Here is a 23,700-nt window from a genome sequence, read left to right as displayed (position 1 = left end):
CCCCGGGCGTCTTTGCGCCCGGGGTTTTGTTAACTATCAGGTCACAATGTGGTTCTGTTCGATCAGCTCATTCAGGGTGGTTTGTACGTTCTCCAGGGTGATTAAGGTGGTTGAACTATGGGCCGTACCCGTACCATCACGGTCAATCGAGATAACCGTGTTATTGCCGCTGGTGGTCACACTCAGGTAGTTACCGAGTGACGATTCCTGACCGTTCCAGCCAACCAGCAGGTCGCCAATATCGATTTTATCGCCCTGAGCGAGCGAGAAGTTGTCCCAGCGATCGGCCCCGTTACCTCCTCTGTTATCGGCATTATTCAGCAAGTCATAAATTAAAGTGTCACCGTAGGCCGAGCCGTGGATCACATCTGACTGCGACGTGCTGGTGAACTGCGGGTTCATGTTGATCGTTAAGGTTGCGCTGTCTGAATGGCCTTTTTGATCGTTCAGCGTGTAGGTGAAGGTCTCCTTCGTGGTGATATCGCCCGGATGCAGCCCCGCTTTCAGGGTATAGGTGTACGAACCGTCAATGGCGATGCGCAGTGAGCCGTAGGTACCCTGAATCGTCGCTGCACCGTTGCTGTCAACGGTAGGGTTGAGCGTTTGCGTGCTGTTATTCCCGCTGACGGTCAGCACGGTTTGCGCGGACGCTATCTGATCGACCGCACCTGCGGAGTCGTGGCCGTTGTAGATGTTGCCGGTCACCGTGTGCGTATTGTTGTTGATCAGGAAGTTATCCAGATCCCAGACGTTGGCGTTGATCGTTGGCGTTACCGTTACCGAACCCAGCAGTGCAGCGGAGCTGAGGTGGGCGTTAAATACCAGTGTGTAGCGTCCCGCATCCAGTTCCAGCCCGCCAAGCGTCAGCGTTCTGGAGTTGGTCAGGGTGTACTGGCCCTGAGCAATCGGCGTGCCCTGGTAGATAAGCGTTGATCCTTCGTAAATTGCCCAACTGTTCACACTCAGGTTGATGTTGGTCAACTGATTGATGGCGAAGGTTACCGAGATGCTCTTCAGCGCCGTGCCTTCTGCAACGTCAAAAGTCGCACTGCTGGAGGCGTCGGTAGTTCGTGCGGCAATGGTTGCCGAGCCCGCGCTAATTGCCGGAGATACTGAAGAGTACTGCGCCGTATCCAGGACCATCGCGCTACTGGTGTCATTTACCGCATCGACCGGTTTCGCTGTCGGCTGCACGTTCAGCGAGGCTGTGCTGGTATCGCCATTGGCCGCGGTGACCGTATATACGAAGGTGTCTGGTGTTTTGATGCTGTCGGCACCAAGACCGGATTTCAGGGTGTAGGTGTAATGCCCCTGCGCATCAATGGTCAGCGTGCCGTACAGGCCGTTAATGGTCGTGGTGCCATTGGCTGCCACCGCCACGCCGTTCACTTCGGTAACATGGCCGTTTGCCGCACCGGCATCGTTATCCAGCACCTCGCCCGTGGTGCTGGCGCCCGCGCTCTTCACGCTGTAGGTGTGGTCGGCGTTAACGCTCAGCGTAAAGCCGGTTGCCACGGTCAGGCCGGAAACCGCATTCAGCGTGAACAGATATTTACCATCTGGCAGGGTGATGACCAGATCCTGCGCCGTGGAGCCGCCCAGCAGCGCCGCCTGGAGCCAGCTCGGGACGTGACGATACTGCTCGTAATTACCGGTTTCCGGATTATAGCGATAGACATACAGGTCAAAGACCGCGCCAACCGCTACGCCACCGACGCTGGCGCCCAGTGAGAGCGTGCGCGTAGTACCAGCATCCACGTTATAGATAATCGGGTTCTGCATGTTGTTCAGCAGGCCGACGTCAATCACGTTCCCCAGGTTCAGCCCGACGAGCGTAAAGCCGGTGGTGGAACTCGGGCCGTTATTGATTGCGGCAACCGAGGTATCAAATTGCAGGCTGGCGCTGTCATCGGCGGCGGTGACTGAACTTGGTGGTACGGTGGAGCCCAGGGTGATAACCAGGTTGGCCGAGGAGCTGTTCGCCCCCTGGGTGATGGTATAGACGAAGCTTTCTGAACGTCCGACCACGGAAACGCTGTTGTTGGTCAGCGTATAGGTGTAGCTACCGTCCTGGTTGATATGCAGGGTGCCATATTTACCTGCGATATCCGCGCCGCCCGCGCCCACAACTGTCGTCACATTATTGGCGTTGGTGATGGAAGTGACCTGTGTGCCCGCCGGGGCCACATCGCCACCGTTATTCGGGTCGACATCAGTGATGACGTTACCGTTTTCAGTGGCACCGGCAGTCACCGTCCCCGCGCTGGTTTTCACCAGTGACACATCCAGGCTGGTGTAGGAACCCACCGCCAGCAGGCTGGTGTTGAAGCTGATAACGCGATACTGGCCGCCATCAAGATTATCCAGCGCCAGACGTACCCCAGAGGCCCCCAGCGTCAGCAGGTTGGCGAACTGCGGCAGAGAGGTATCGATGACGGTAACCCAGGCCTGCAGGTTGGTGTCATATTTCTGAACGGCAATTTCAAGCGAGTTCAACAGTGACAGTACGGCCCCGGTCGCCGCCGCTTCAATCACGGCGCTACCGCTGCCGCCTGCATCGATATTAAATGTCACCTGCGCGGTGTCATCACCCAGAACAGACGCCACGTTCCCCAGCGCGCCCACCAGCAGGAAGCCGTAATCGCTGTGTTCTTCGCTGGTCACCGTCGCGGTGGTATTCAGTTCCAGGTTCACCACGTTATCGCTGGCGGCGACAGGCAGTGTAGGCGCGGTCGCCAGACCCTGCGTTGAGCTGTTGCCTGCGGCATCGGTGGCAATTGCCGATACCTGCTCGCCGTTGATCAAGCGTGTTGGCAGGCCAAGCGTCCAGTTGCCGTTCGCATCGGTTGTGACGGTTAGCGGTGTCGCCTGGCCCGGTACGGTAACGCTTACGGTGCTGTTGGCTTCCGCCGTGCCGCTGACCGTAAAGCCATCAGCGCTGACGGTCGCCGTTGGCGCACCTGGCGCGAGGGTATCTACTGTAATGTTGATGGCGGTCGACGGGCTACTGGTGCCGTTCGGGTTGGTTGCCGTGGCGGTGATGGCGTGCAGCCCCTCCGTCAGCGGCGTGGTTGGCGTGTAGCTCCATACACCAGCATCATTGGCAACCACGGTCGCCAGCAGTACGCCGTTGTTGTAGATGTTAACGGTCGCCCGCGCCTGCGCGGTGCCGCTGATATCCGGTCGGCTATCGTTTGTGCTCTGGTTATTCCCCACGTTCCCCTGGATCGTGCCGACGTCATCATAAATCGTGGTGATGACTGGCGTGGCAGGTAAACCGGTGAACGGCGCGGTGACGTTTGCCGGTTGGCCAGGGTTACCCGCGACGTCAGTTGCGTAAGCCTGCAACGTCTGGCCGCTGGTCTGGCTTGGGGTCAGGATGGCGGTAAAGTTGCCAAGTCCGTCGGCGACGCCGGTGCCCAGTACGGTGCCGGTGGAACTCAGAATGGTGACGGTGCTGCCCGCTTCCGCATGGCCCGTTACCTGAGTACCGGTAGCATTTACGACCAGGTCTGTCGGTGCCGCAGGCGGCGTAAGATCGACATTCACGGTGGTGACCGTCGAGGCGGCGCTGGTATTGCCTGCCACATCGGTCGCTCTGGCGGTGATGGTATGCGCGCCTTCCGTCAGCGTCGGCGTAGTAAAGCTCCAGTTGCCCGCGCCGTCGGCCTGAGCGGTACCAATCACCACGCCATTATCGAAGATGCTAATGGTCGAGTTGGCTTCTGCGGTACCGGTGAGCGTCGGTGTGGTGTCATCGGTAGGCTGCCCGATTCCGACAGTCCCCGTAACGCTGCCCTGGTTATCCGTAACGGTAGAGATAACCGGCGCGTTTGGCGCGGTGGTATCGACCTTCACATTCCACGCGCCAGAGACGGCTCCGGTATTCCCTGCTGGATCGGTTGCCGTTGCGGTGAGATCGTGTGAGCCAGTGGTCAAATCCCGCGGCGGCGTGAAGGTCCAGGTGCCGCCCGTCCCAACCGTAGTGGTACCCAGCAGCGTGCCGTTGTCATAGACGGTGATGGTCGCACCTGCTTCACCGGTTCCGCTTAAGGTCGGACGCGCGTCATCAGTGACCTGTCCGTTGGTTAATGGCCCGGTTACCGTGCCGACATCATCCGCCGCTGCGGTAATGGCTGGCGCAGCAGGCGGCGTAAGGTCGACATTCAGCACAAAGTTGCCCGACGCCGGGCCGGTGTTGCCTGCGGCGTCTGTCGCCGTGGCAGTGAAGATATGGCTGCCTTCCGCCAGCGCCGGATTCGGCGTAAAGGTCCAGCTATTGTTGCTGCCCACCACGGCGGTGCCAATGATATTGCCGTTGTCGCGAATGGTGATGGTCGCACCCGCTTCACCGGTACCGCTCAGGGTTGGCGTGGTGTCATCGGTTGACTGATTGGTCAACAGCGGCGACTGAACGGTGCCAACGTTGTCCGCGGCCTGAATAATAACCGGCGCGGCAGGCGGCGCAGTATCGACAATCAGCGTAAAGGCGGGAGATGTTACACCAACGTTGCCCGCCGGATCGGTGGCGATGGTGGTGAAGGCGTGGCTACCGTTGCCTAACGCCGTCTGCGGCGTGAAGGACCAGTTGCCGTTTTCGTCGGCGATAGCGGTGCCAATTTGCACGCCGTTATCGAGTACTGCGACGCTGGCAAAGGCTTCCGTCGTCCCGTTCAGCGTCGGGGTGTTGTCATCGGTAGTATTGCCGCTGACCAGTGGGGCGGTAATACTGCCAACGTTGTCCGTTGCATTAACGATAATCGGTGCAGCAGGGCCTGCGGTATCGACGACGAAGTTAAGCGCCGGCGACGGGGCGCTCACGTTCCCGGCGCTGTCGGTGGCGGTGACGGTGAGTTGATGATTACCATCCGCCAGGTCGGCGGTGGGGGTAAATGTCCAGTTGCCGGAGGCGTTGGCTTTCACGCTGCCGATGACGTTGCCGTTGTCCAGAATCTGTACCGTAGCATTGGGCTCTACGGTGCCGCTCAGGGCAGGGCGGTTCTCATTGGTTTGCTGGCCTTCGGTGATGGCTCCCGTGGTCGGGGCAACGCTGTCCTGGGCGGTAATGGCCGATGGCGCATCAGGTGCCGCCGTATCGACTACGACGGTAAACGGTGCGGTGGCGGTGCTGCTGTTCCCGGCGACATCGGTGGTGGTCAGCGTAATGGCGTGTGGGCCTTCCGACAGCGGATCTGTCGGCGTCCAGGTCCAGTTTCCGGATGGCGGGACCAGAACGGTGTCTACCTCGACGCCATTGTCAAAGATCGTCACCGTAGAGCCCGCTTCAGCAGTGCCGCTGAAGGTGGGCTGGGTATCATTGGTGGCCTGGTTGTTCAGCAGAGGTCCCGTTACCGGACCCTCATCATCGGTCACACCCGTCAGCACCGGGCGGTTTGGCGCGACGGTATCCACAACCAGCACAAACGGAGCGCTTGGCGCGCTGGTGTTGCCTGCCCCATTGGTGGCGGTCAGCGTCAGGCTGTGGTTGCCTTCTCCCAGCGGCGTCGTTGGGGTGAAACTCCATGCGCCACTTACTGCGGTTGTACGGCCAATTTCGACGTTATTATCATAAATGATAATGACCGATCCCGTTGCTGCCGTGCCGCTCAGGGTTGGCAGTGTATCGTCGGTGCGGTCATTGTTGTTAAGTTCACCGGTAACCGTGCCAACGTTATCCAGCACGGTGTCCAGCGTAGGCGCTGTTGGTGTAGCGGTATCAATGGTGACGGTCCAAGTGTTGGACTCCGCGGCGGCGTTACCTGCCGCATCGACAGCGACGGCGGTAAAGGTGTAGTTACCCGGTTGCAGGGCGGTGCCCGGCGTGAACACCCAGTTACCCTGGGCGTTAACGGTGGCAGAACCGATTAAATCATCGCCATTATAGATATCGACACGGGCGCTGCCCGTTGCCGTACCGCGCAGCGTTGGTTGGGTATCATCCGTTGCGCCGCCGTTCTGTATCGGCCCGGTGACGGTGCCGACATCGTCAGTAATGCTGGTGATGGTGGCGGCCGCAGGTGGGGTGACATCAACAATCAGATTGATCACTGAGGATTCCGCACTGAATTGACCGCCGATTTCCGCGTGGGCGGAAAGGGTATGTGGGCCTTCAGTCAGTGGCGGATTAGGCGTATAGGTCCATGCGCCATTCTCATCCGTCTCAATGGGGTCTGACAATTGCCCATCAATGGTGACATAAACAATTGAACCCACCGCGGCAGTACCGGTAATCACCGGAGACGGGTCATCGGTGCTGTCACCACTACTGAGCGAACCTTGTTGCGGGCCAACGTTATCTTCAATGTTGATGATGATTGGCACAGCCGGCTCGGTCGGCGGCACGACGCTAATTTGCGCCGGTGGACTGTTATTCCCCGCCTCATCCTGAGCGGTGACGCTGATCAGGCTTCCACTCGCCGGGACAGGAGAGAGGGTGGTTTGGAAGTAACCCAGTCCGGTGGTATCCGCTGTACCGATTACGTTTCCGTCTGCGTCGCGAATGGTGACAGTACTGTTTGGCTCGGCTTGTCCTGTAATGGTTTCTCCATCGTTACCAAGCTGAATATTGGTTGGTGCATCCGGCGCGTCGGTGTCGACGCGCAGGGTAATGCCATCGGATTCAGGCCCGACATTGCCCAGGTCGTCGACGGCCTGGAAGGTGATGACGTTATCACCATCTTCGAGCGCATTGTCTACGTCCGGCGTAAAGGTCCACTGCCCGGTGCCGTTAACGTCCGCGCGGCCAATCTCAACGCCGTTGGCGAAAATAATTACTACGCCATTCGCTTCGGCGGTGCCGGTGAAGGTAGGGCGATTGTCGTCCGTCAGGCCGCCACCTTTTAACTCGTTGTTAATACTGCCAACATCATCGGTAATGCTGTCGATTACCGGCAGATCCGGGCCGGTAGTATCTACCGTCAATGTGAAGTTACCGACAGGTTGGGTCGTGTTACCCGCGGCGTCTGTCGCGGTGAGCGTAATCGTATGGGGCCCATCGGTGAGCGCCGTTGGCGGCGTAAAGGTCCAGTCGCCGTTGACATCGGACGTGGTGGTGCCCACCGCCACGCCGTCCACCAGAATGGTAATCAACGTATTGCCATCGGCGGTGCCGGTCAGCAGCGGCGTGGAATCCACGGTGCGATCGCCGCTATCTAGCGGAACGGTAGTTGTATTGGTGTTATCTTCCACGCTGACCAGTACAGGATCTGCAGGCGCGGAGAGATCGACCCGGATTTCAAACTCATCCGACGGATCGCTGACGTTACCTGCCGGATCGGTTGCCGTCACATGCAGTTGGTAGGTTCCCTCCGTTAACGCGTCATCCGGCGTCAGGCTCCAGCGGCCATCTTCGCCCACAACCGTTGTGCCCAGCACCGTATTGCCATTGTAGAGGGTGATGGTATCGCCTTCGTTACCGGTGCCGCTGAAGGTCGACTGAGGATCGTTAGTCTCATCACCAGAGGCCAGTGGGCCGGTGTATTCATCCACGTTGTCCGTCACTTCACCAATCACCGGTTTGGTCGGCGCATCAACGTCAATATTGATGGTGAACGGTGGGGAGGCCGGGCTGACGTTACCCGCGGCATTGGTGGAGGTCACGGTGAAGATATGTTCCCCGCCTTCCAGCGCCGTTTCAGGGGTAAAGTTCCAGACGCCGCCTTCTACCGTAGCGGTGCCAATCTCTTCGCCATTATCGTAGAGGGTGATTGTTGCCCCTTCTGGCCCGGTACCGTTCAGCGTCGGCCGGGTGTCGTCGGTCACCTGATTATTGGCCAGGTCACCTTTATACAGGCCGAAATCATCGGCAATGGAGGTAATCGCCGGGGTGACGGAGGCGCTGGTGTCGACCGTTAAATTAAACGGTGTTTCCACCCCAACGTTGCCTGCACCATCGACGGTAACAAAACGCAGATCATGCTCACCTTCTGCCAGCGGGAGGGTCGGCGTCAGAGACCATTCACCGTTACTGCCAACCGTTGCCGTGCCGAGCAGCGTCTGTCCATCATAGATTTTGACCTGCGTATTGGGCTCCGCCGTGCCGGAGAAAGTTGGGCGACGGTCATCGGTGGTGTCACCGCTATTCAGTACTCCCTGATAGGTTCCAACATCGTCGGTGACCAGAATAATACTCGGCGCATCCGGTGCCTCAGTATCAACGGTGAAGGTGAAGGGGGTGTCGTTTGCAATCGTATTCCCGGCAGCATTTTCTGCGCTCAGGGTCAGGTTATGCGGGCCTTCTCCCAGAGGTTCAGTCAGCTGTAAAGTCCAGGTGCCGTTGGTATCGACAACAGCAGTGCCCAGCAGATTATCGCCTTCGAAAACAGAGATCGTCGAGCCGACCGCGCCCGTGCCGTTAATCTGCGGCAAATCATCGTTGGTGGACTGTCCGTTGTTCACAAAGCCAGTGCTCGGGTCTTGATCGTCCGTCAGGTGCGTGATAACCGGCAGCGTCGGTGCGGCGGTATCGACGATGATGTTGAAGGCGTCCGATTTATCGCTGGTGTTGCCGCTTTCATCGGTGGATGTCAGGGTGAAGGTATGGCTACCGGGGCTCAGATCGCTTTCTGGCGTGAAGGTCCACACGCCCTGATCGTCAGCCACGGCTTCGCCAATTTTGACGCCATTGTCGTAAATGGTGATCGTCGCGTTCGCTTCCGTTTCGCCGCTGAAGGTCGGACGCGGATCGTTCGTGGTATTCCCGCTGGTGAGTGCGCCTTCGCCTTCCGGCACATCATCAATAACATTGCCGAAGACGGGAATCGACGGTGCAGTGATGTCTGGCGCATCGACCGTCGCGCTATCACTGTCGTTCCCGGCGTTATCCGTGGCGATTGCCGTCAGTTGCTCGCCATTTTTTTGCGGGGTAGTCAGTACTACTTCGAATTTACCATCGCTGCCTGCGGTGGCGTTGCCCAACGGGTTGCCGCCAGCATCAGTAATAGCGACGGTGCTGCCAGGCTCTGCCGTACCGGTCACTTTTGTTCCGTCCTCGGAAACCAGCAAGTTATCGGGTGCATCCGGTGCAATCAGGTCAGGGGCCTGAATGCCGCTCGGCGGACTGGTATTACCGGCGCTGTCGGTGGCGGTGACGGAAAGAATCTGATTGTTATCCTGCACAGGCGTCAGTGTGATGCTGAAATTGCCATCGCCATCTGCGGTATCTGAACCGAGAATATTCCCGTTCGCATCTTTGATGGTGACGGTGCTGTTGGCTTCTGCGCTGCCGGTTACTGTGCTGCCATCCTCAGAAATGATTAACCCTGTTGGCGCATCGGGTGCGCTTAAATCGACGGTGAAGGTTTGTTGCCCGGCTTCGAGGCTCACGTTGCCTGCGCTATCGGTTGCAGTGGCCGTCAATGTGTAGACGCCATCGGTCAGCGGCGTACTCACTGTCAGAGTCCAGTTACCCTGTGCATCGGCCTTCACGGTGCCGAGTTCAATGCGTTCGCCATTGAGCGTCGCCCACAAGGTCACCGTGCTTCCGGCTTCCGCTCGTCCGCTAATCGTCGGCGTCGAGTCGTTAGTGATCCCACCGTTCGCGACGTTGACGTCATTGCCCGTAACCGAAGAGTATGTCGGGGCGTCGGGCGGCGTGGTATCCACTTTGAGGATGAAATCAGGTGATTTGCCGCTGATGTTGCCTGCGGCATCTTTTGCTGTGGTATTGATGACCCAGTTGCCATCCGTTAACGGCGTAGAAGGCGTGAAACTCCAGTTGCCCGACTCATCCGCCTTGACGGTGCCAAGAACGGTATTATTGCCATAAATAGTGATGGTGCTGTTGGGCTCCGCGCTGCCCCGGAAAGTCGGCGTGGTGTCATCAGTCGATTGACCACTGGTGATTTTGCCGGTAATGGTCGGATGATCGTCCAGAACTTCAGCGATAGCGGGGGCGTTCGGCGCGGTTTTATCTGGCGAAAGCGCGGTTGCCGGGTCACTGACATTACCCGCTTTGTCTGCCGCTGTGGCGCTAAGTTGTTCGCCGGTGATTTGCGCGGGGCTGAGCTTAATCGTAAAGCTGCCGTTGCTGCCTGCGGTACCCGTACCGATAATCGTTCCATCGGCATCTTTAATGACGACTGTACTTCCCGCTTCCGCTTTGCCGCTAATGGATGCGCCATCGGCAGCGGTGACCAGATCGGTTGGGGCGGCAGGCTTGATGGTATCGACGGTAAACCCAAATCCGGTTACGGCGCTATCCGGCGCAGACGCGCCCGTCGCCACGATGGAATGGTTGCCATCCTTCAGCGGCGTTGTTGGGGTGTAGCTCCAGTTGCCGTCGCTGCCGACCTGAACGGAGCCGATTTTTACACCGTTATCGAAAATATTGATGGTGGTTCCGGCTGTACCGCGTCCGCTGAAGGTCGGCCGTGAATCATCGGTACTCTGCCCCGAAGTGAGCGCACCGGTGATGGAACCCACGTCATCAACCACGCTGCGCAGCAGGTTAACGGGTTCTTCAATCACGTTGGGGGCGGTGATATTCGACGGCGAACTTTGGTTACCTGCGGCATCGGTTGCTGTTACTGAGAGACGCTCGCCATCGGTTTGCGGCGAGGTCAGGGTTATCGTGAAGTTGCCGTTACTGTCGGCTTTCCCGGTCCCCAGCACATTGCCTTCGCTGTCGGTGATTTTTACTGTGCTTCCGGCTTCCGCTTTCCCGGTAAGCGTCGTACCTTCGGCGTTTATGTTCAGGTCACTCGGTGCGCCCGGTGCGGTGGTATCGTGCGCGGTGACGCTGGTGGTGGGGCTGGTATTTCCGGCGGGATCTTTCGCTTCCGCCGTAAGATGCTCGCCGTTGGTCTGCGGTTTGTTCAGGTCAACGGTAAATTTCCCATCACTGCCGGCGGTGCCAGTGCCAATAACGTTGCCATTGGGGTCGCGGATGGTGACGGTGCTACCGGGCTCGGCATTCCCGGTGACGGTTTTACCATCGTTTGAAACGGCAACGTCGGTTGGCGCATTGGGCGGTGTGGTATCCGGCGCGGTGATTGGGGTGGATGGCCCGGTGTTATTCGACGGATCTTTCGCCTCAACCGTCAGGTGTTCACCGTTAGACTGCGGCTTATCCAGGCCCACGGTGAACTTGCCGTCATCACCGGTTTTGCCGGTACCGATGATGTTACCGTTTGGATCGCGAATGATAATGGTGCTGCCCGGTTCGGCGTTGCCGGTGACCGTTTTGCCGTCCGGGGAAATCGCAAGATTCGTTGGCGCATCGGGCGGGGTGGTATCAACGGGCGGTTGCGGATTGCCCGGGTCGGTTCCGCCATTGCCGCCATCATCATGATGATGACTGCCACTGCCGTTACTGTTGGATGCGGCGATGCCAATCCCTGCAGCCGCCGCAGCCCCGCCCAGAATCCACGCCCAGGCGGCTCCACCGCTTTCGTTGCCGCTTTCTCCGGCAACCAGCAGTTCATCAATGCTGCTGATTTGCTGGAAGTGGAATGCGCCATCCGTATCCTGCACCCACCACAACGCGCCGTTGGCATCTTCCAGGACAAGCTGGCTCTGCCCTAAATCTGAGGTGACGTAGAAGTTTTTTACCGTCACGGTTTCACCGTCTTTCAGGGTGATAACCAAATCCTGATTGGTACGCTGCATCGAAGCAATATCGGCGCGATCGACCTTAATTTTAACAATCGATGGGGCGGTCAATGTCACACTGTCGGTTTCAGCCGTGGTGGCGACGGTAGTCATTTTTGAAATAATCGATACAGAACGCATGGTGTCACTCCATTCGAGGTGAACAGGTTGATCGCAATGGCGATATTCGGTTATTCAGCAGCTCAGGACTTTCACGCCGGCATATTTGTAGTGATATTCAACTCGCCAGAAATAAAGACAAAGCGGTAGCGCTCACTATCGAAATAGTGATTAGGAATATTCTTAAAATATGAACAGGCGAATAATTAAATAATTTCTATATGAAATTTAATTCCTTGCTCTAAAGGGTCTTTTAAATGTTGAGGTACTGATGTTGATATAGCCAGATATAAGATAATTCGCAAACGATGGATAAACCGAAAGCTTGCTAACTATCAGTTAAACCAGCATTTTATGAAAGGTTAATAGCGCTTTAGTTCGTGTGGTTTTTGGCATGAAAAGCAGGTTGACCATTTTTTAACACCATGAATTTGTATGTTTTTATATTTTCTCTGCCGCAGAGTGACAGTTTGTGATTTTAGGTAAGTCACCGGAAACTGGTGCAAAAAAACCGACAAAAAGCTGGTTTTAGGAAATGTCTGAATTCATATTCCAGGGCTTTTTCATTATTAATTTGATGAAATTCCTGAGTGGAAAATATGATATATCCGTGATCGCGCGCGTAATTGATGCCTGAGCGGGATTATTTTTTATTGATGGTTAAGAGATTTAACAATATAAAATATATTATGAAATTACGTTATGAATTAATCAGAACAGAGAAGTTGCTGAGAAGAATATATTCTTTGAAGGGGGCGAATTAACTGTTGTGATTCAGGAAGGTACATTGGCGGGGGAAGTTTTATGACAAACACCCGTACCTTTCCAGGCTACGGGTGTATAACGTTTTTAGCGCCCGGCGTTTTTCATGATGCGAGCTTTGTCCAGCTTCCACTCGCGATCTTTCACATCGTTACGCTTATCGTGTTGCTGCTTACCTTTTGCCACGCCGATTTTGACTTTGCACCAGGCATTCTTCCAGTACAGTGACAGGGCAACGACCGTGTACCCGTCGCGGTTGATCTGGCCGATAAGGGTATCCAGTTCACGCTGATTCAGTAACAGCTTACGGGTACGCGTGGGGTCGCAAACGTAGTGGGATGACGCGACCGTCAGCGGCGTGAAGTTTGCGCCAAAGAGGTAGGCTTCGCCATCTTTCAGGATCACGTAGCTATCGCCAATGTTGGCTTTACCGGCACGCAGGGATTTTACTTCCCAGCCCTGCAGCGCGAGGCCCGCTTCGTACTCTTCTTCAATAAAGTAATCGTGGCGGGCGCGTTTGTTCAGCGCAATGGTGGCCGATCCAGGTTTGTGTGCTTTTTTCTTAGTCATAATATCCTGAAGTCATCGCAGTTCGTACACATCTGCCTCAAGCTCCCGCGAGGCGCAATGCGCTATCTTAGCACGAGTTGCCGCGGAACGTTTTTTTTAACCGTAGATAAATGATACTATTTAGCCCGAGTTCGAACATGGAAATTGCTATGCCTCAGATTAGCCGTACTGCGCTGGTGCCCTATAGCGCGGAGCAAATGTATACCCTCGTCAACGACGTTAATGCTTATCCTGATTTCTTACCTGGCTGCACCGGAAGCCGCGTGCTGGAGTCGGGCCCGACGCAAATGACGGCGGCAGTGGACGTGTCGAAGGCCGGTATCAGCAAGACGTTCACGACGCGGAATATCCTTACCAGCAACCAGAGCATTTTGATGCAACTGGTGGATGGGCCATTTAAAAAACTGATTGGTGGCTGGAAGTTTATCCCGCTCAGTCAGGATGCCTGTAAAATCGAGTTCCATCTTGATTTCGAATTTACCAATAAGCTGATTGAGATGGCGTTTGGTCGTATCTTTAAAGAGCTGGCGCTGAACATGGTTCAGGCATTCACGATGCGCGCCAGAGAGGTTTACAGTGCCGGGTAAGATTGTGGTTGAAGTGGCCTACGCGCTGCCGCAAAAACAGTATTTGCAACGTGTGACGCTGGAAGAGGGCGCCACCGTTGAGCAGGCGATTCTGGCGAGCGGCATTCTGACGCTGCGTGACGATATCGATCTTGCGAAGAACAAAGTGGGTATCTATAGCCGCCCGGTGAAATTACAGGACGCAGTGCAGGATGGCGACAGGGTTGAGATTTATCGCCCGCTGATTGCCGATCCGAAAGAACTGCGTCGCCAGCGAGCGGAGAAGTCAGCCGGCAAAGCCTGATGCCACACTTCAGCCGCCAGAAACAAAAAAAGCGCTCAGTGAGCGCTTTTTTATTGCCTGAACTTACTCGCCGGTCAGCGCAGGTTTGTTATCAATGTTGGTCAGCACACCGCTGCTATTGAAGGTGAGCGTCAGCGTCTGCTGCGTCACTTTTTCATGACCCGGCTGCTGGCGGAACACGTAGAACCAGGTATTAGTGCCGAATGGATCGGACATCATAGGCGTACCTAATGCATAAGCGACCTGTTGTTGGGTCATGCCGATGCGGATTTTTGAAATATCGTTAGGTGCCAGATAGTTTCCCTGATTGATGTCAGGACGGTATACCACTCGCTCCAGAGTGGAACAGCCTGCGGTCAACATCAGAAGAACCGCTGCGGCAGCAGTCAGCGTTTTACAGCGCATAGTGATTTCATTCCTTTTCGGGCCCGAGCAGTACGCGGCTCATATGTAATATGCCGATGATAATAGACCTGACGTCAGTTTAAAACCTTTTGCTGCCAGGTCACACGGCGTTTTTATTGTGAACTCAGACTCCTGGGATGCGAAAAAGTTTACGCTGCCAGCAACTCTTTCGCGTTTGCCAGCGTGTTTCGCGTGACTTCGCTGCCGCCGAGCAGGCGTGCCAGCTCCTGCAAACGCGCGCGTTTATCCAGCGGCTGCATGTGCGTTTCAGTCATTTCACCGTCGGTTTCTTTGCTGACAAAGAAGTGGTGATGACCACAACCGGCCACCTGCGGCAAGTGAGTGACACACATGACCTGCGTGGATTCGCCAAGCTGACGCAGCAAGCGCCCGACAACGGCGGCGGTCGGGCCGCTGATACCCACGTCCACTTCATCGAAGATGAGCGCCGGGGTTTCCATTTTACGCGCGGTAATCACCTGAATAGCCAGCGCGATACGCGACAACTCACCGCCGGAGGCCACTTTAGCAATAGGCTGGAGCGGCTGGCCCGGGTTGGTGGTGACGCGAAACTCAATGCGGTCTGCGCCGTCGGCCGTGAGGTGCTGTTCTTCAAAGCTGACGTCGATAGTAAAGACGCCGTGCGGCATAGAGAGCGCATGCATGCTGTCGGTGATAAGACCCGCCAGTTCCTGTGCGCTATTGAGGCGCAAAGTATGGAGATGACGCGCGGTTTCCAGCGCCAGTTCATGGTGGCGAGCCACCGCGTGTTTTAGGGTTTCCAGCGAGTCGCTTTGATCGTCAAGCTGCTGCTGCTCATCAAGCAGCGACTGATAGAAGTCGGGCAGCGCTTCGGGTGAAATATGGTGTTTACGCGCCAGCGCGATTTGCCGCGACAGGCGTTGTTCCAGTTCATACAGGCGATTCGGGTCGAGATCGAGGCGGTCACAGTAGTGACGCAGTTCATCGCTGGCTTCGCTTAGCTGAATGGACGCTTCTTCCAGCATATCGAGTACGCTGGCGAGTTTGTTGTCCATGCTGACCAGCTCAGTGGTGAGCTGTTTTGCGGTGTAGAGCTGGCTTAGCAGGTTGGCGTCTTCACCGTCGGCCAGCAGCGCCAGCGCATGCTGGCTGGTGGAGAGCAGTTGCCCACTGTTCGCCAGACGCTTGTACTCTTCGTCGATTTGCTCGTATTCGCCCGGCTGCGGGTTGAATTCGATTAGCTCTTTAAGCTGATAATGCAGCAGTTCGGCGCGCGCGGCGCGTTCCTGACTTTGCTGCTGATGCTGCGCTAAATCGCGGCAGCTTTGATGCCACAGATGATAATGCTCAGCCATCTGGCGCGTAAGGGTGGATTCGCCGGCATAGCCGTCGAGCAGGGTTTTCTGATGTTCGGGTTTGACCAGAAGCTGGTGCGCGTGCTGACCATGGATTTGAATCAACAACTGGCCCAGTTCGCGAAGCTGCGACAGCGGTACGGCGGTGCCATTGATAAAGCCGCGTGAGCGCCCGTCGCTGCTGATAACGCGGCGTAGCAGACATTCGCGGCCATCTTCAAGCTGGTTTTCTTCAAGCCAGCGCAACGCGGCGGGCGTGTCTTTCAGGGCAAAGCGAGCACAGAGGTCGGCACGGCTGGCGCCCGCACGCACCATGTCGCCTTCCGCGCGGCCACCCAGGCACAGACCGAGGGCATCGATAGCAATAGATTTACCGGCCCCGGTTTCACCGGTGATGGCCGTCATGCCACCGTTAAAGTCGATTTCAAGTTCACGAACGATTGCAAAGTTGCTGATGGTCAGTTGTGCCAACATAGCTGCTTTCCTGTATGAAAAACCATAACTGTGTTTTCATACAGTATAAACTGGTTTTTTATACAGTAAAGTGCTGTCGGCAAATTTAAAACAATTTTTTTGACCAGCCGAGCTTGGTGCTTAATGTATTGAAATAGCTGTAATCTTTCGGGTGTATCAGATTCAGGTGATAATCACTGCGACGAATCAATACATCTTCCCCTTCCTGAATCGGCAAGGCAATCTGGCTGTCACAGCTGATCTCCAGGTCATTACGGCGATGCGAGAAACGCAGTCGGATGGTGCTGCTGCTGTTAATCACCAGCGGACGCGCCGAGAGCGTGTGCGGGAACATGGGCACCAGGGTGATGGCATCCAGCGATGGCGTCAGAATTGGGCCGCCTGCCGAAAGGGAGTAGGCGGTAGAACCGGTCGGCGTCGAGATAATCAGGCCATCGGAGCGCTGCGAGAAGGCAAAGGTTTCATCAATATACACCTCGAACTCAATCATATGCGCCACTTTGCCCGGATGCAGAACCACTTCATTAATGGCGGTGCTGATGCGCTTTTGGCAATCCTGCTGGCATACCTGCGCTTCCAGCAGGAAACGTTTCTCGGTGATGTAATTGCCTTCCAGTACGTCGGCTAATTGTTGATGGGCGTTGTCCGGGTCGAGGTCGGTCAGGAAGCCGAGGTTGCCACGGTTAATACCGATCACTTTAATATCGTAGCGTGCCAGGGTGCGCGCCGCGCCCAGCATATTGCCATCGCCGCCCACGACCACCGCAAGACAGGCCTTCTGGCCAATTTCTGCCAGCGTGCCGGTTTGTACGTTCTCTAGCTTCAGCTCTTTAGCAATCTGGCGTTCAACAATCACTTCGTAGCCTTTGGTGCTCAGCCAGCGATAGAGCATTTCATGAGTGGTCAGGGCGGTCGGATGGCGAGGGTGCCCTACGATACCGATACACTTGAAATGATTGTTCATTTTCTGAAGGTCCTTGTGCCGAAGATTGATGACAATGTGAGAGCTTCCCTTGAAACGCGGAATCTTATCCCCATAATAAGCCAAGTTAGCGAGATGATTGCGAAAAAAAACGCGGAGAAATTCATGAGCAGTAAAGAACAGAAAACGCCTGAGGGGCAAGCCCCGGAAGAAATTATCACGGAACAGCATGATGACGTTGAAGCTGTAGAGTCTGACGCGTCTGCTGAGCAGGTGGATCCGCGCGATGAAAAAATTGCGAATCTGGAAGCACAGTTAGCGGAATCCCAGACGCGTGAGCGTGACGGTGTGTTGCGTATCAAAGCGGAAATGGAAAACCTGCGTCGCCGTACTGAACTCGACATCGAAAAGGCGCACAAATTTGCGCTGGAAAAATTCGTCAACGAACTGCTGCCGGTACTGGATAGCCTGGACCGCGCGCTGGAAGTGGCGAACAAAGACAATACCGATATGGCGGCGATGATCGAAGGTATCGAACTGACCCGTAAATCCATGCTCGATGTGGTGGGTAAATTCGGCGTTCAGGTCGTTGATGCGATCGACGTGCCGATGGACCCGAACGTACACCAGGCGATTGCGATGGTGGAATCTGAAGACATCGCGCCGGGTAAGGTACTGATGGTAATGCAGAAAGGCTATACGCTGAACGGACGTACCATCCGCGCGGCGATGGTTTCCGTCGCGAAAGCGAAAGCGTAACCGCCCAGTCGCACTGTTCCAGAAGCCCTCTTCATGAGGGCTTCAGATCGATGACAAAGTGCGATTTGTTCTTGCCGGATGCGGCGTAAACGCCTTATCCAGCCTACAAAATAATGCAAATTCAATATATTGCCGAAACCAGGTAGGCCTGATAAGCGTAGCGCATCAGGCAATGTTGCGTTTGTCGCCAGTCTCAAGCCCTCCTCGTGAGGGCTTTTTTACTTTCGAAGGCTTAGGCCTGATATTTGTCCGCCGTTGCGGGCGTTTTATACTGCCTCTTCACAGGCTCACATGAAGAGGGACATTTATGCTGGAGTCGGATGTAAAGACCCGTGCGCTTCCCCCCGATGAGGTGGGGGTTTTAGTACGTCAGGATAAAACGCGCGACGATGTTCTTCGTCATTTCTTGCAACTCACCACATCACTTTTCCATATGCCAGCGGGTTACATTTCTGTGCTGGATGACAAGACGCGCAATGTGATTGTATCGCATCAGATTTCGATGGCACCGAAGCCAAGACAGTTCACATTCTGCCAGTATGTTGTAGATACCCAAAAGCCGGTCATTGTCCCCGATACGCTGCAGGATGCACGTTTTTGTGAGCACCCAATGGTGGTGGGCGACCCTGGGTTACGCTTTTACGCGGGGATGCCGCTGACCTTTAAAAATGGCTGCACAATGGGAACCTATTGCGTGGTCGATACGGTTCCTCGCGATTTAACCTGCGAAGAGTTGACCTCATTGACCTTCATTGCAGAACTGGTTTCCAGCTTTATTGAGTCATGGCTGGATGTCGCATTGACCGATCTCAATAGTGGCCTGCCAAACATGCATCAGTTGATCAATGATTTGCAGGATGAATCGTTTGCGGAAGAGTGCCCCGGCAATTCGTTGATGGTGATTGAGTGCATTGGTGTGACGCAATCTGATGATATCGCCCGGGTGATGGGCACCAGTCGGCTTAACACGCTGGTGAAGGATATTAGTCAGGCACTGCTGCGGGTGTTGCAACTTTCGCGGTGCGAAAAGCTGTATATGCTGAGTGCCGGGCGCTTTGCGCTCTATTCAAAACCACTCACACCGTCCGATCGCCAGCGTCGTGAACAGCAGTTAATGGCCCTGCAGGCGCATCTCTCTGATGCTGTCACTATTGATTTAAAGATTTATGTCGGCGAAACGGCGATTACATTGCCTATCTGTTCCGGACATGAAATTCTGCGTCAGGCTGAGAGCGCGCTGTATGAAGCCCGGCACAACCGGCTACGTTGGGGTATTTATAATCAGGACGACGATTGCCGTCGTAACGAAGACTTTTATCTGCTCAACGACCTGACCGAGGCTATTCGTAAAGATCGCGGGCTCTATCTGGTCTGGCAACCGAAGGTGTCGCTTCCTTCCGGGCACCCCGTCGCGCTTGAGGCTCTGATCCGCTGGAATCACTCGGAGCGCGGGATTATTCCCCCAGGAAGTTTTCTGCCGCTAATTGAGAACACCAGCCTGATGGTTGAGCTCACCGATTGGGTCATTGATCACGCTATTAGCCAACTGGCTGAGTGGAAAAGGAAAGATATTACATTACCTGCCTCGATTAACATCAGCGTGCTGGATCTCAAGCGCGAAAACTTTACCCGGCGCTTGCTGGAGAAAATGACACAGGCTGGGTTGATGAACAGCATGCTGGGTGTTGAATGTCTGGAAACGGAAAAACTGTTGGCCAGTTCTCAGGTGCTGGAAGAGTTACGTTTGCTGCGTAAGTATGGTTTTACGGTCTCACTGGATGATTTTGGCGCGGGTTACAGCAACCTCAATTATCTGCTGCGTATTCCGCTCGATACAATCAAGCTGGATAAATCACTGATTGACGATCTACTCAAAGAGCCTTCGCGACGCGTCATTGTGCGTAACGTTATTCGCATGCTGAAAGAGCTGGGTTACCGGGTGCTGGCGGAAGGGGTGGAAGATGAATCTACCGCGCGGATTATCAGTGACTATGCCTGCGATGAGGCGCAGGGCTATTTCTTTGCGCGTCCTAAAACGGCGGCACAACTGGAAGCGTGGCTGGAGAAGTGGATGTAACAACGGCCCCGAGGGGCCGTTTTAGTGTTATCAGGACTGCACGCTCTCTCGCAAGGGCTTCACTGGCATTACCTTGACCTGTTTGATCATGTTGTCCTGTACGTCGAGAATATCAATATCGTACTGGTCAATGCGCACGCGAGTACCGGCCGCCGGGATCTCTTCCAGCGCTTCGAGGATCATGCCATTAATGGTACGCGCTTCGTCTTCCGGCATATGCCAGTTAAAGGCTTTGTTGAGTTCACGGACGTTGGCGCTGCCTTCAATGATGACCGAGCCGTCATTCTGCGGCGTCACTTCTTCCGCCAGGGTGGGGGACATCGATGTGGTGAAGTCGCCGACAATCTCTTCGAGAATATCTTCGACCGTTACCAGCCCCTGAATATCGCCATATTCATCAACCACCAGGCCGACTTTCTTTTTATTACGCTGGAATTTTACCAGTTGAACGCTGAGCGGCGTGCCTTCCGGCACATAGTAAATTTCATCGGCGGCGCGCAGCATCACCTCTTTAGTGAACTCTTTTTTCTCCTGCATTAAGCGCCAGGCTTCGCGCACGCGCAGCATGCTGATGGCATCGTCCAGCGAGTCGCGATACAGCACGATGCGTCCGTGTGGAGAATGGGTGAGCTGACGAACAATCGACTTCCAGTCATCGTTGATGTCGATACCGACGATTTCATTGCGCGGCACCATAATGTCATCGACGCTCACTTTTTCGAGATCCAGTACCGACAGCAACATGTCCTGATTGCGGCGCGAGATTTGCGATCGTGATTCATTCACCAGAGTACGCAGTTCATCTTTGCTCAACGAGCTGCTCATCACGGTGTCGGTTTTTATCCCCATCATGCGCATCAGCAGGCGGGTGATCATATTGAGCAGCCACACCAGCGGCATCATCAGAATTTGTAACGGGGCGAGCAGGACACTGCTGGGGTAGGCCACTTTCTCCGGGTAGAGCGCGGCAATGGTTTTTGGCAATACTTCAGCAAATACCAGTACCACAAAAGTCAGGACACCGGTGGCAATCGCCACGCCCGCATCGCCATAAAGACGCATCCCGACAATGGTGCCCAGCGCGGAGGCCAGAATGTTGACCAGGTTATTGCCAATAAGCACCAGGCTAATTAAGCGATCTGGTTTACGCAGCAGTTTTTCAACGCGCTTCGCCTGGCGATTGCCTTGCTTGGCAAGATGGCGCAGACGATAGCGGTTGAGCGTCATCATGCCTGTCTCCGAACCGGAGAAATAGGCGGAGATGACCACCATAATGATCAGTGTGACGATCAGTGTGGTGGTGGAGATATGTTCCAAAAGGTGTTCCTTAGTTGTGTCTAGCCGACAAGCTGTTGAATGACCCGGCTACCGAAATAGGCCATGGTCAGAATGCCCGCACCAGCGACGTTAAACCACACGACGCGGCGTCCACGCCATCCTTCATGATAGTGGCCCCACAGCAGCACGATGTAGACAAACCAGGCCACGATAGAGAGCACGGCTTTGTCGATGTTTTCCATGCTAAAGAGGTTATGCATGTAAAACAGGCCGGTGCACAGGGTCAGTGTAAGCAACACCACGCCTACCTGCGTGATATGAAACATTTTACGTTCAATGCTCATCAGCGGCGGCATTTCGTGGCTGAAGGCCAGCTTTTTGTTTTTCAACTGGTAGTCAATCCACGCGAGTTGAAGGGCGTAGAGCGCGGCGATAATCAGCGTCGCATAGGCAAACAGCGACAGGCCGATATGCACCATCATGCCCGGCGTGGCCTCCAGATGGGTGATGTATTCATTTGGGACAAAGGTCGCAAACGCCAGATTAATTAACGCAAAAGCGTACACAATCGGCAATAGCAGCCAGCCACGATTGCGTGAGGCGACAATTGTCATCACCGTACAAATCATCAGACTGACCAGCGAACCCACATTGAGCAGGCTCAGATTTTGACCATTCTCGCCGCCGGGTAAAATGCGTGCTTCCAGCGCGAAAGCGTGGCAGATCAGCGCGATAACGGCAGAAAGAATAGCCATACGCCGCCAGCCGCTGTTTTTTTGCAGCAAACCGGGGATGATCAGCGCCAGGCTGATGGAGTAGGCGACAAGCGCGAGCAGGGCAAAAACGGGCATAGAGTGTGTCGGCAATCGTCAATAGAGTGTAAGAAGGGCAGTATATACGCAAAATCAATCGAGTTGTATCAAGGCGCGGGGCGTTGGGTAAAACATCGGGCGCTTTGCGCTAAACCGCGGCATCACAACTCGGGCGCTGTCGTGTTATACTCCGGCAAATTTCTAATTTTGTGTCGCACAGCGACCAACCGTTTCCACCTTAGGCGAGAGACAATGTTTGATAATTTAACCGATCGTTTGTCACAGACGCTGCGTAACATCAGTGGCCGTGGCCGCCTCACCGAAGACAACGTTAAAGAGACGCTGCGCGAAGTGCGCATGGCGCTGCTGGAAGCTGACGTCGCGTTGCCGGTGGTGCGTGAGTTTATCAACCGCGTAAAAGAGAAAGCGGTTGGTCATGAAGTTAACAAAAGCCTGACGCCGGGTCAGGAGTTCGTCAAAATCGTCCGTAACGAACTGGTTTCGGCGATGGGTGAAGAGAACCAGACGCTGAATCTGGCCGCACAGCCGCCAGCTGTAGTGCTGATGGCGGGTTTGCAGGGGGCCGGTAAAACAACCAGCGTCGGTAAGCTCGGTAAATTCCTGCGCGAGAAGCACAAAAAGAAAGTGCTGGTGGTGTCTGCCGACGTTTATCGCCCGGCGGCGATCAAACAGCTTGAAACGCTTGCTGAACAGGTTGGTGTGGATTTCTTCCCGTCTGATGTCGGCCAGAAACCTATCGACATTGTTAATGGCGCACTGAAAGAAGCGAAGCTGAAATTCTACGACGTGCTGCTGGTGGATACCGCCGGTCGTTTGCACGTAGACGAAGCGATGATGGACGAAATCAAACAGGTGCATGCCGCGATTAATCCGGTTGAAACCCTGTTTGTTGTCGATGCCATGACCGGTCAGGATGCCGCAAATACCGCGAAGGCCTTCAACGAAGCGCTGCCGCTGACCGGCGTGGTACTGACCAAAGTCGACGGTGACGCTCGTGGCGGTGCGGCGCTCTCTATTCGTCACATCACCGGCAAACCGATTAAATTCCTCGGTGTCGGCGAGAAAACCGAAGCGCTGGAGCCGTTCCACCCGGATCGTATCGCTTCCCGTATTCTCGGCATGGGCGACGTGCTGTCGCTTATCGAAGATATCGAAAGCAAGGTTGACCGCGCGCAGGCTGAGAAACTGGCCTCCAAACTGAAAAAAGGCGATGGCTTCGACCTGACCGACTTCCTGGAACAGCTGCGTCAGATGAAAAACATGGGCGGCATGGCCAGCCTGATGGGCAAACTGCCGGGCATGGGCCAGATCCCTGACAACGTAAAAGCGCAGATGGATGACAAAGTGCTGGTGCGTATGGAAGCCATCATCAACTCCATGACCCTGAAAGAGCGCGCGAAGCCGGAAATCATTAAAGGTTCCCGCAAACGCCGTATTGCTGCAGGTTGCGGCATGCAGGTTCAGGACGTCAACCGCCTTCTGAAACAGTTCGACGACATGCAGCGCATGATGAAGAAAATGAAGAAAGGCGGCATGGCGAAGATGATGCGCGGGATGAAAGGGATGATGCCCCCAGGCTTCCCAGGCCGCTAATACGCGTCATAATTCGAGCCGCAGATGCGTTCGCTCACCCCGGTCACGTACTAATGTACGCTCACGGGGATTTGCTAACTTGCCGCCTTCCTGCAACTCGAATTATCTAGC

Annotated in this window: 12 protein-coding genes; 5 read left to right on the top strand and 7 right to left on the bottom strand. The window is 55.3% G+C overall.

Annotated features, from left to right (window positions below):
* Positions 1-36: 36 nt before the first annotated feature.
* On the bottom strand, positions 37-11,730 hold the full coding sequence (locus NMC31_RS21725) for a BapA/Bap/LapF family large adhesin (protein WP_253899055.1): 11,694 nt from the start codon (positions 11,728-11,730) through the stop codon (positions 37-39).
* An 828-nt stretch (positions 11,731-12,558) separates the two neighbouring features.
* Positions 12,559-13,041, bottom strand: coding sequence for an SsrA-binding protein SmpB (gene smpB, locus NMC31_RS21720; protein ID WP_015963347.1), 483 nt, complete (start codon positions 13,039-13,041; stop codon positions 12,559-12,561).
* Positions 13,042-13,190: 149 nt separating this feature from the next.
* Here smpB and NMC31_RS21715 point away from each other — a divergent pair, with 149 nt between their 5' ends.
* The gene (locus NMC31_RS21715) at positions 13,191-13,628 is read left to right on the top strand and encodes a type II toxin-antitoxin system RatA family toxin (RefSeq protein ID WP_015963348.1); all 438 of its coding nucleotides are present in this window, start codon (positions 13,191-13,193) and stop codon (positions 13,626-13,628) included.
* Positions 13,618-13,911: an RnfH family protein gene (locus NMC31_RS21710; RefSeq protein WP_253899054.1), complete on the top strand. Its 294-nt coding sequence runs from the start codon at positions 13,618-13,620 to the stop codon at positions 13,909-13,911. Before NMC31_RS21715 ends, NMC31_RS21710 begins: the two co-directional genes overlap by 11 nt.
* A 63-nt stretch (positions 13,912-13,974) precedes the next feature.
* On the opposite strand, the gene bamE is transcribed toward NMC31_RS21710, so the two are convergent.
* From bamE to nadK, 3 genes are all read right to left on the bottom strand, one after another.
* On the bottom strand, positions 13,975-14,316 hold the full coding sequence (bamE, locus tag NMC31_RS21705) for an outer membrane protein assembly factor BamE (RefSeq protein WP_015963350.1): 342 nt from the start codon (positions 14,314-14,316) through the stop codon (positions 13,975-13,977).
* Positions 14,317-14,465: 149 nt separating this feature from the next.
* On the bottom strand, positions 14,466-16,127 hold the full coding sequence (gene recN / locus NMC31_RS21700; RefSeq protein WP_253899053.1) for a DNA repair protein RecN: 1,662 nt from the start codon (positions 16,125-16,127) through the stop codon (positions 14,466-14,468).
* Positions 16,128-16,212: 85 nt separating this feature from the next.
* Complete coding sequence (gene nadK, locus NMC31_RS21695; protein ID WP_015963352.1) at positions 16,213-17,091, bottom strand: NAD(+) kinase; 879 nt, start codon at positions 17,089-17,091, stop codon at positions 16,213-16,215.
* A 123-nt stretch (positions 17,092-17,214) separates the two neighbouring features.
* Between nadK and grpE the strand changes: the two genes are divergently transcribed.
* Together grpE and NMC31_RS21685 are read left to right on the top strand one after the other, a co-directional pair.
* The gene (gene grpE, locus NMC31_RS21690; protein ID WP_253899052.1) at positions 17,215-17,808 is read left to right on the top strand and encodes a nucleotide exchange factor GrpE; all 594 of its coding nucleotides are present in this window, start codon (positions 17,215-17,217) and stop codon (positions 17,806-17,808) included.
* Between the two features lie 307 nt (positions 17,809-18,115).
* Positions 18,116-19,885, top strand: coding sequence for a sensor domain-containing diguanylate cyclase (locus NMC31_RS21685; RefSeq protein WP_253899051.1), 1,770 nt, complete (start codon positions 18,116-18,118; stop codon positions 19,883-19,885).
* Between the two features lie 30 nt (positions 19,886-19,915).
* Here the strand turns inward: NMC31_RS21685 and NMC31_RS21680 are convergent, their stop codons facing one another.
* Together NMC31_RS21680 and NMC31_RS21675 are read right to left on the bottom strand one after the other, a co-directional pair.
* Positions 19,916-21,202 carry an HlyC/CorC family transporter gene (locus tag NMC31_RS21680; protein WP_149461725.1) on the bottom strand — a complete coding sequence of 429 codons (1,287 nt, stop codon included), beginning with the start codon at positions 21,200-21,202 and terminating at the stop codon, positions 19,916-19,918.
* Between the two features lie 20 nt (positions 21,203-21,222).
* Positions 21,223-22,014, bottom strand: a complete 792-nt coding sequence (locus NMC31_RS21675) for a cytochrome C assembly family protein (protein WP_149461726.1) — start codon at positions 22,012-22,014, stop codon at positions 21,223-21,225.
* Between the two features lie 213 nt (positions 22,015-22,227).
* On the opposite strand from NMC31_RS21675, the gene ffh reads away from it, so the two are divergent.
* Positions 22,228-23,589 (top strand): signal recognition particle protein, encoded by a 1,362-nt coding sequence (ffh, locus tag NMC31_RS21670; protein WP_149461727.1) that lies wholly within the window; start codon positions 22,228-22,230, stop codon positions 23,587-23,589.
* Positions 23,590-23,700 lie beyond the last annotated feature (111 nt).

This window comes from Pseudocitrobacter vendiensis (assembly GCF_943590815.1).
In the GTDB taxonomy this organism is placed as follows: domain Bacteria; phylum Pseudomonadota; class Gammaproteobacteria; order Enterobacterales; family Enterobacteriaceae; genus Pseudocitrobacter; species Pseudocitrobacter vendiensis.
The sequence above is the reverse complement of the archived record's forward strand: the minus strand, read 5'-3'. Positions and strand labels throughout refer to the sequence as shown.

Excerpts from the sequence above, each read along its gene's own strand:
- NMC31_RS21725 (WP_253899055.1), bottom strand. The coding sequence starts at position 11,730 with ATGCGTTCTGTATCGATTATTTCAAAAATGACTACCGTCGCCACCACG.
- smpB (WP_015963347.1), bottom strand. The coding sequence starts at position 13,041 with ATGACTAAGAAAAAAGCACACAAACCTGGATCGGCCACCATTGCGCTG.
- NMC31_RS21715 (WP_015963348.1), top strand. The coding sequence starts at position 13,191 with ATGCCTCAGATTAGCCGTACTGCGCTGGTGCCCTATAGCGCGGAGCAA.
- bamE (WP_015963350.1), bottom strand. The coding sequence starts at position 14,316 with ATGCGCTGTAAAACGCTGACTGCTGCCGCAGCGGTTCTTCTGATGTTG.
- recN (WP_253899053.1), bottom strand. The coding sequence starts at position 16,127 with ATGTTGGCACAACTGACCATCAGCAACTTTGCAATCGTTCGTGAACTT.
- nadK (WP_015963352.1), bottom strand. The coding sequence starts at position 17,091 with ATGAACAATCATTTCAAGTGTATCGGTATCGTAGGGCACCCTCGCCAT.
- grpE (WP_253899052.1), top strand. The coding sequence starts at position 17,215 with ATGAGCAGTAAAGAACAGAAAACGCCTGAGGGGCAAGCCCCGGAAGAA.
- NMC31_RS21685 (WP_253899051.1), top strand. The coding sequence starts at position 18,116 with ATGCTGGAGTCGGATGTAAAGACCCGTGCGCTTCCCCCCGATGAGGTG.
- NMC31_RS21675 (WP_149461726.1), bottom strand. The coding sequence starts at position 22,014 with ATGCCCGTTTTTGCCCTGCTCGCGCTTGTCGCCTACTCCATCAGCCTG.
- ffh (WP_149461727.1), top strand. The coding sequence starts at position 22,228 with ATGTTTGATAATTTAACCGATCGTTTGTCACAGACGCTGCGTAACATC.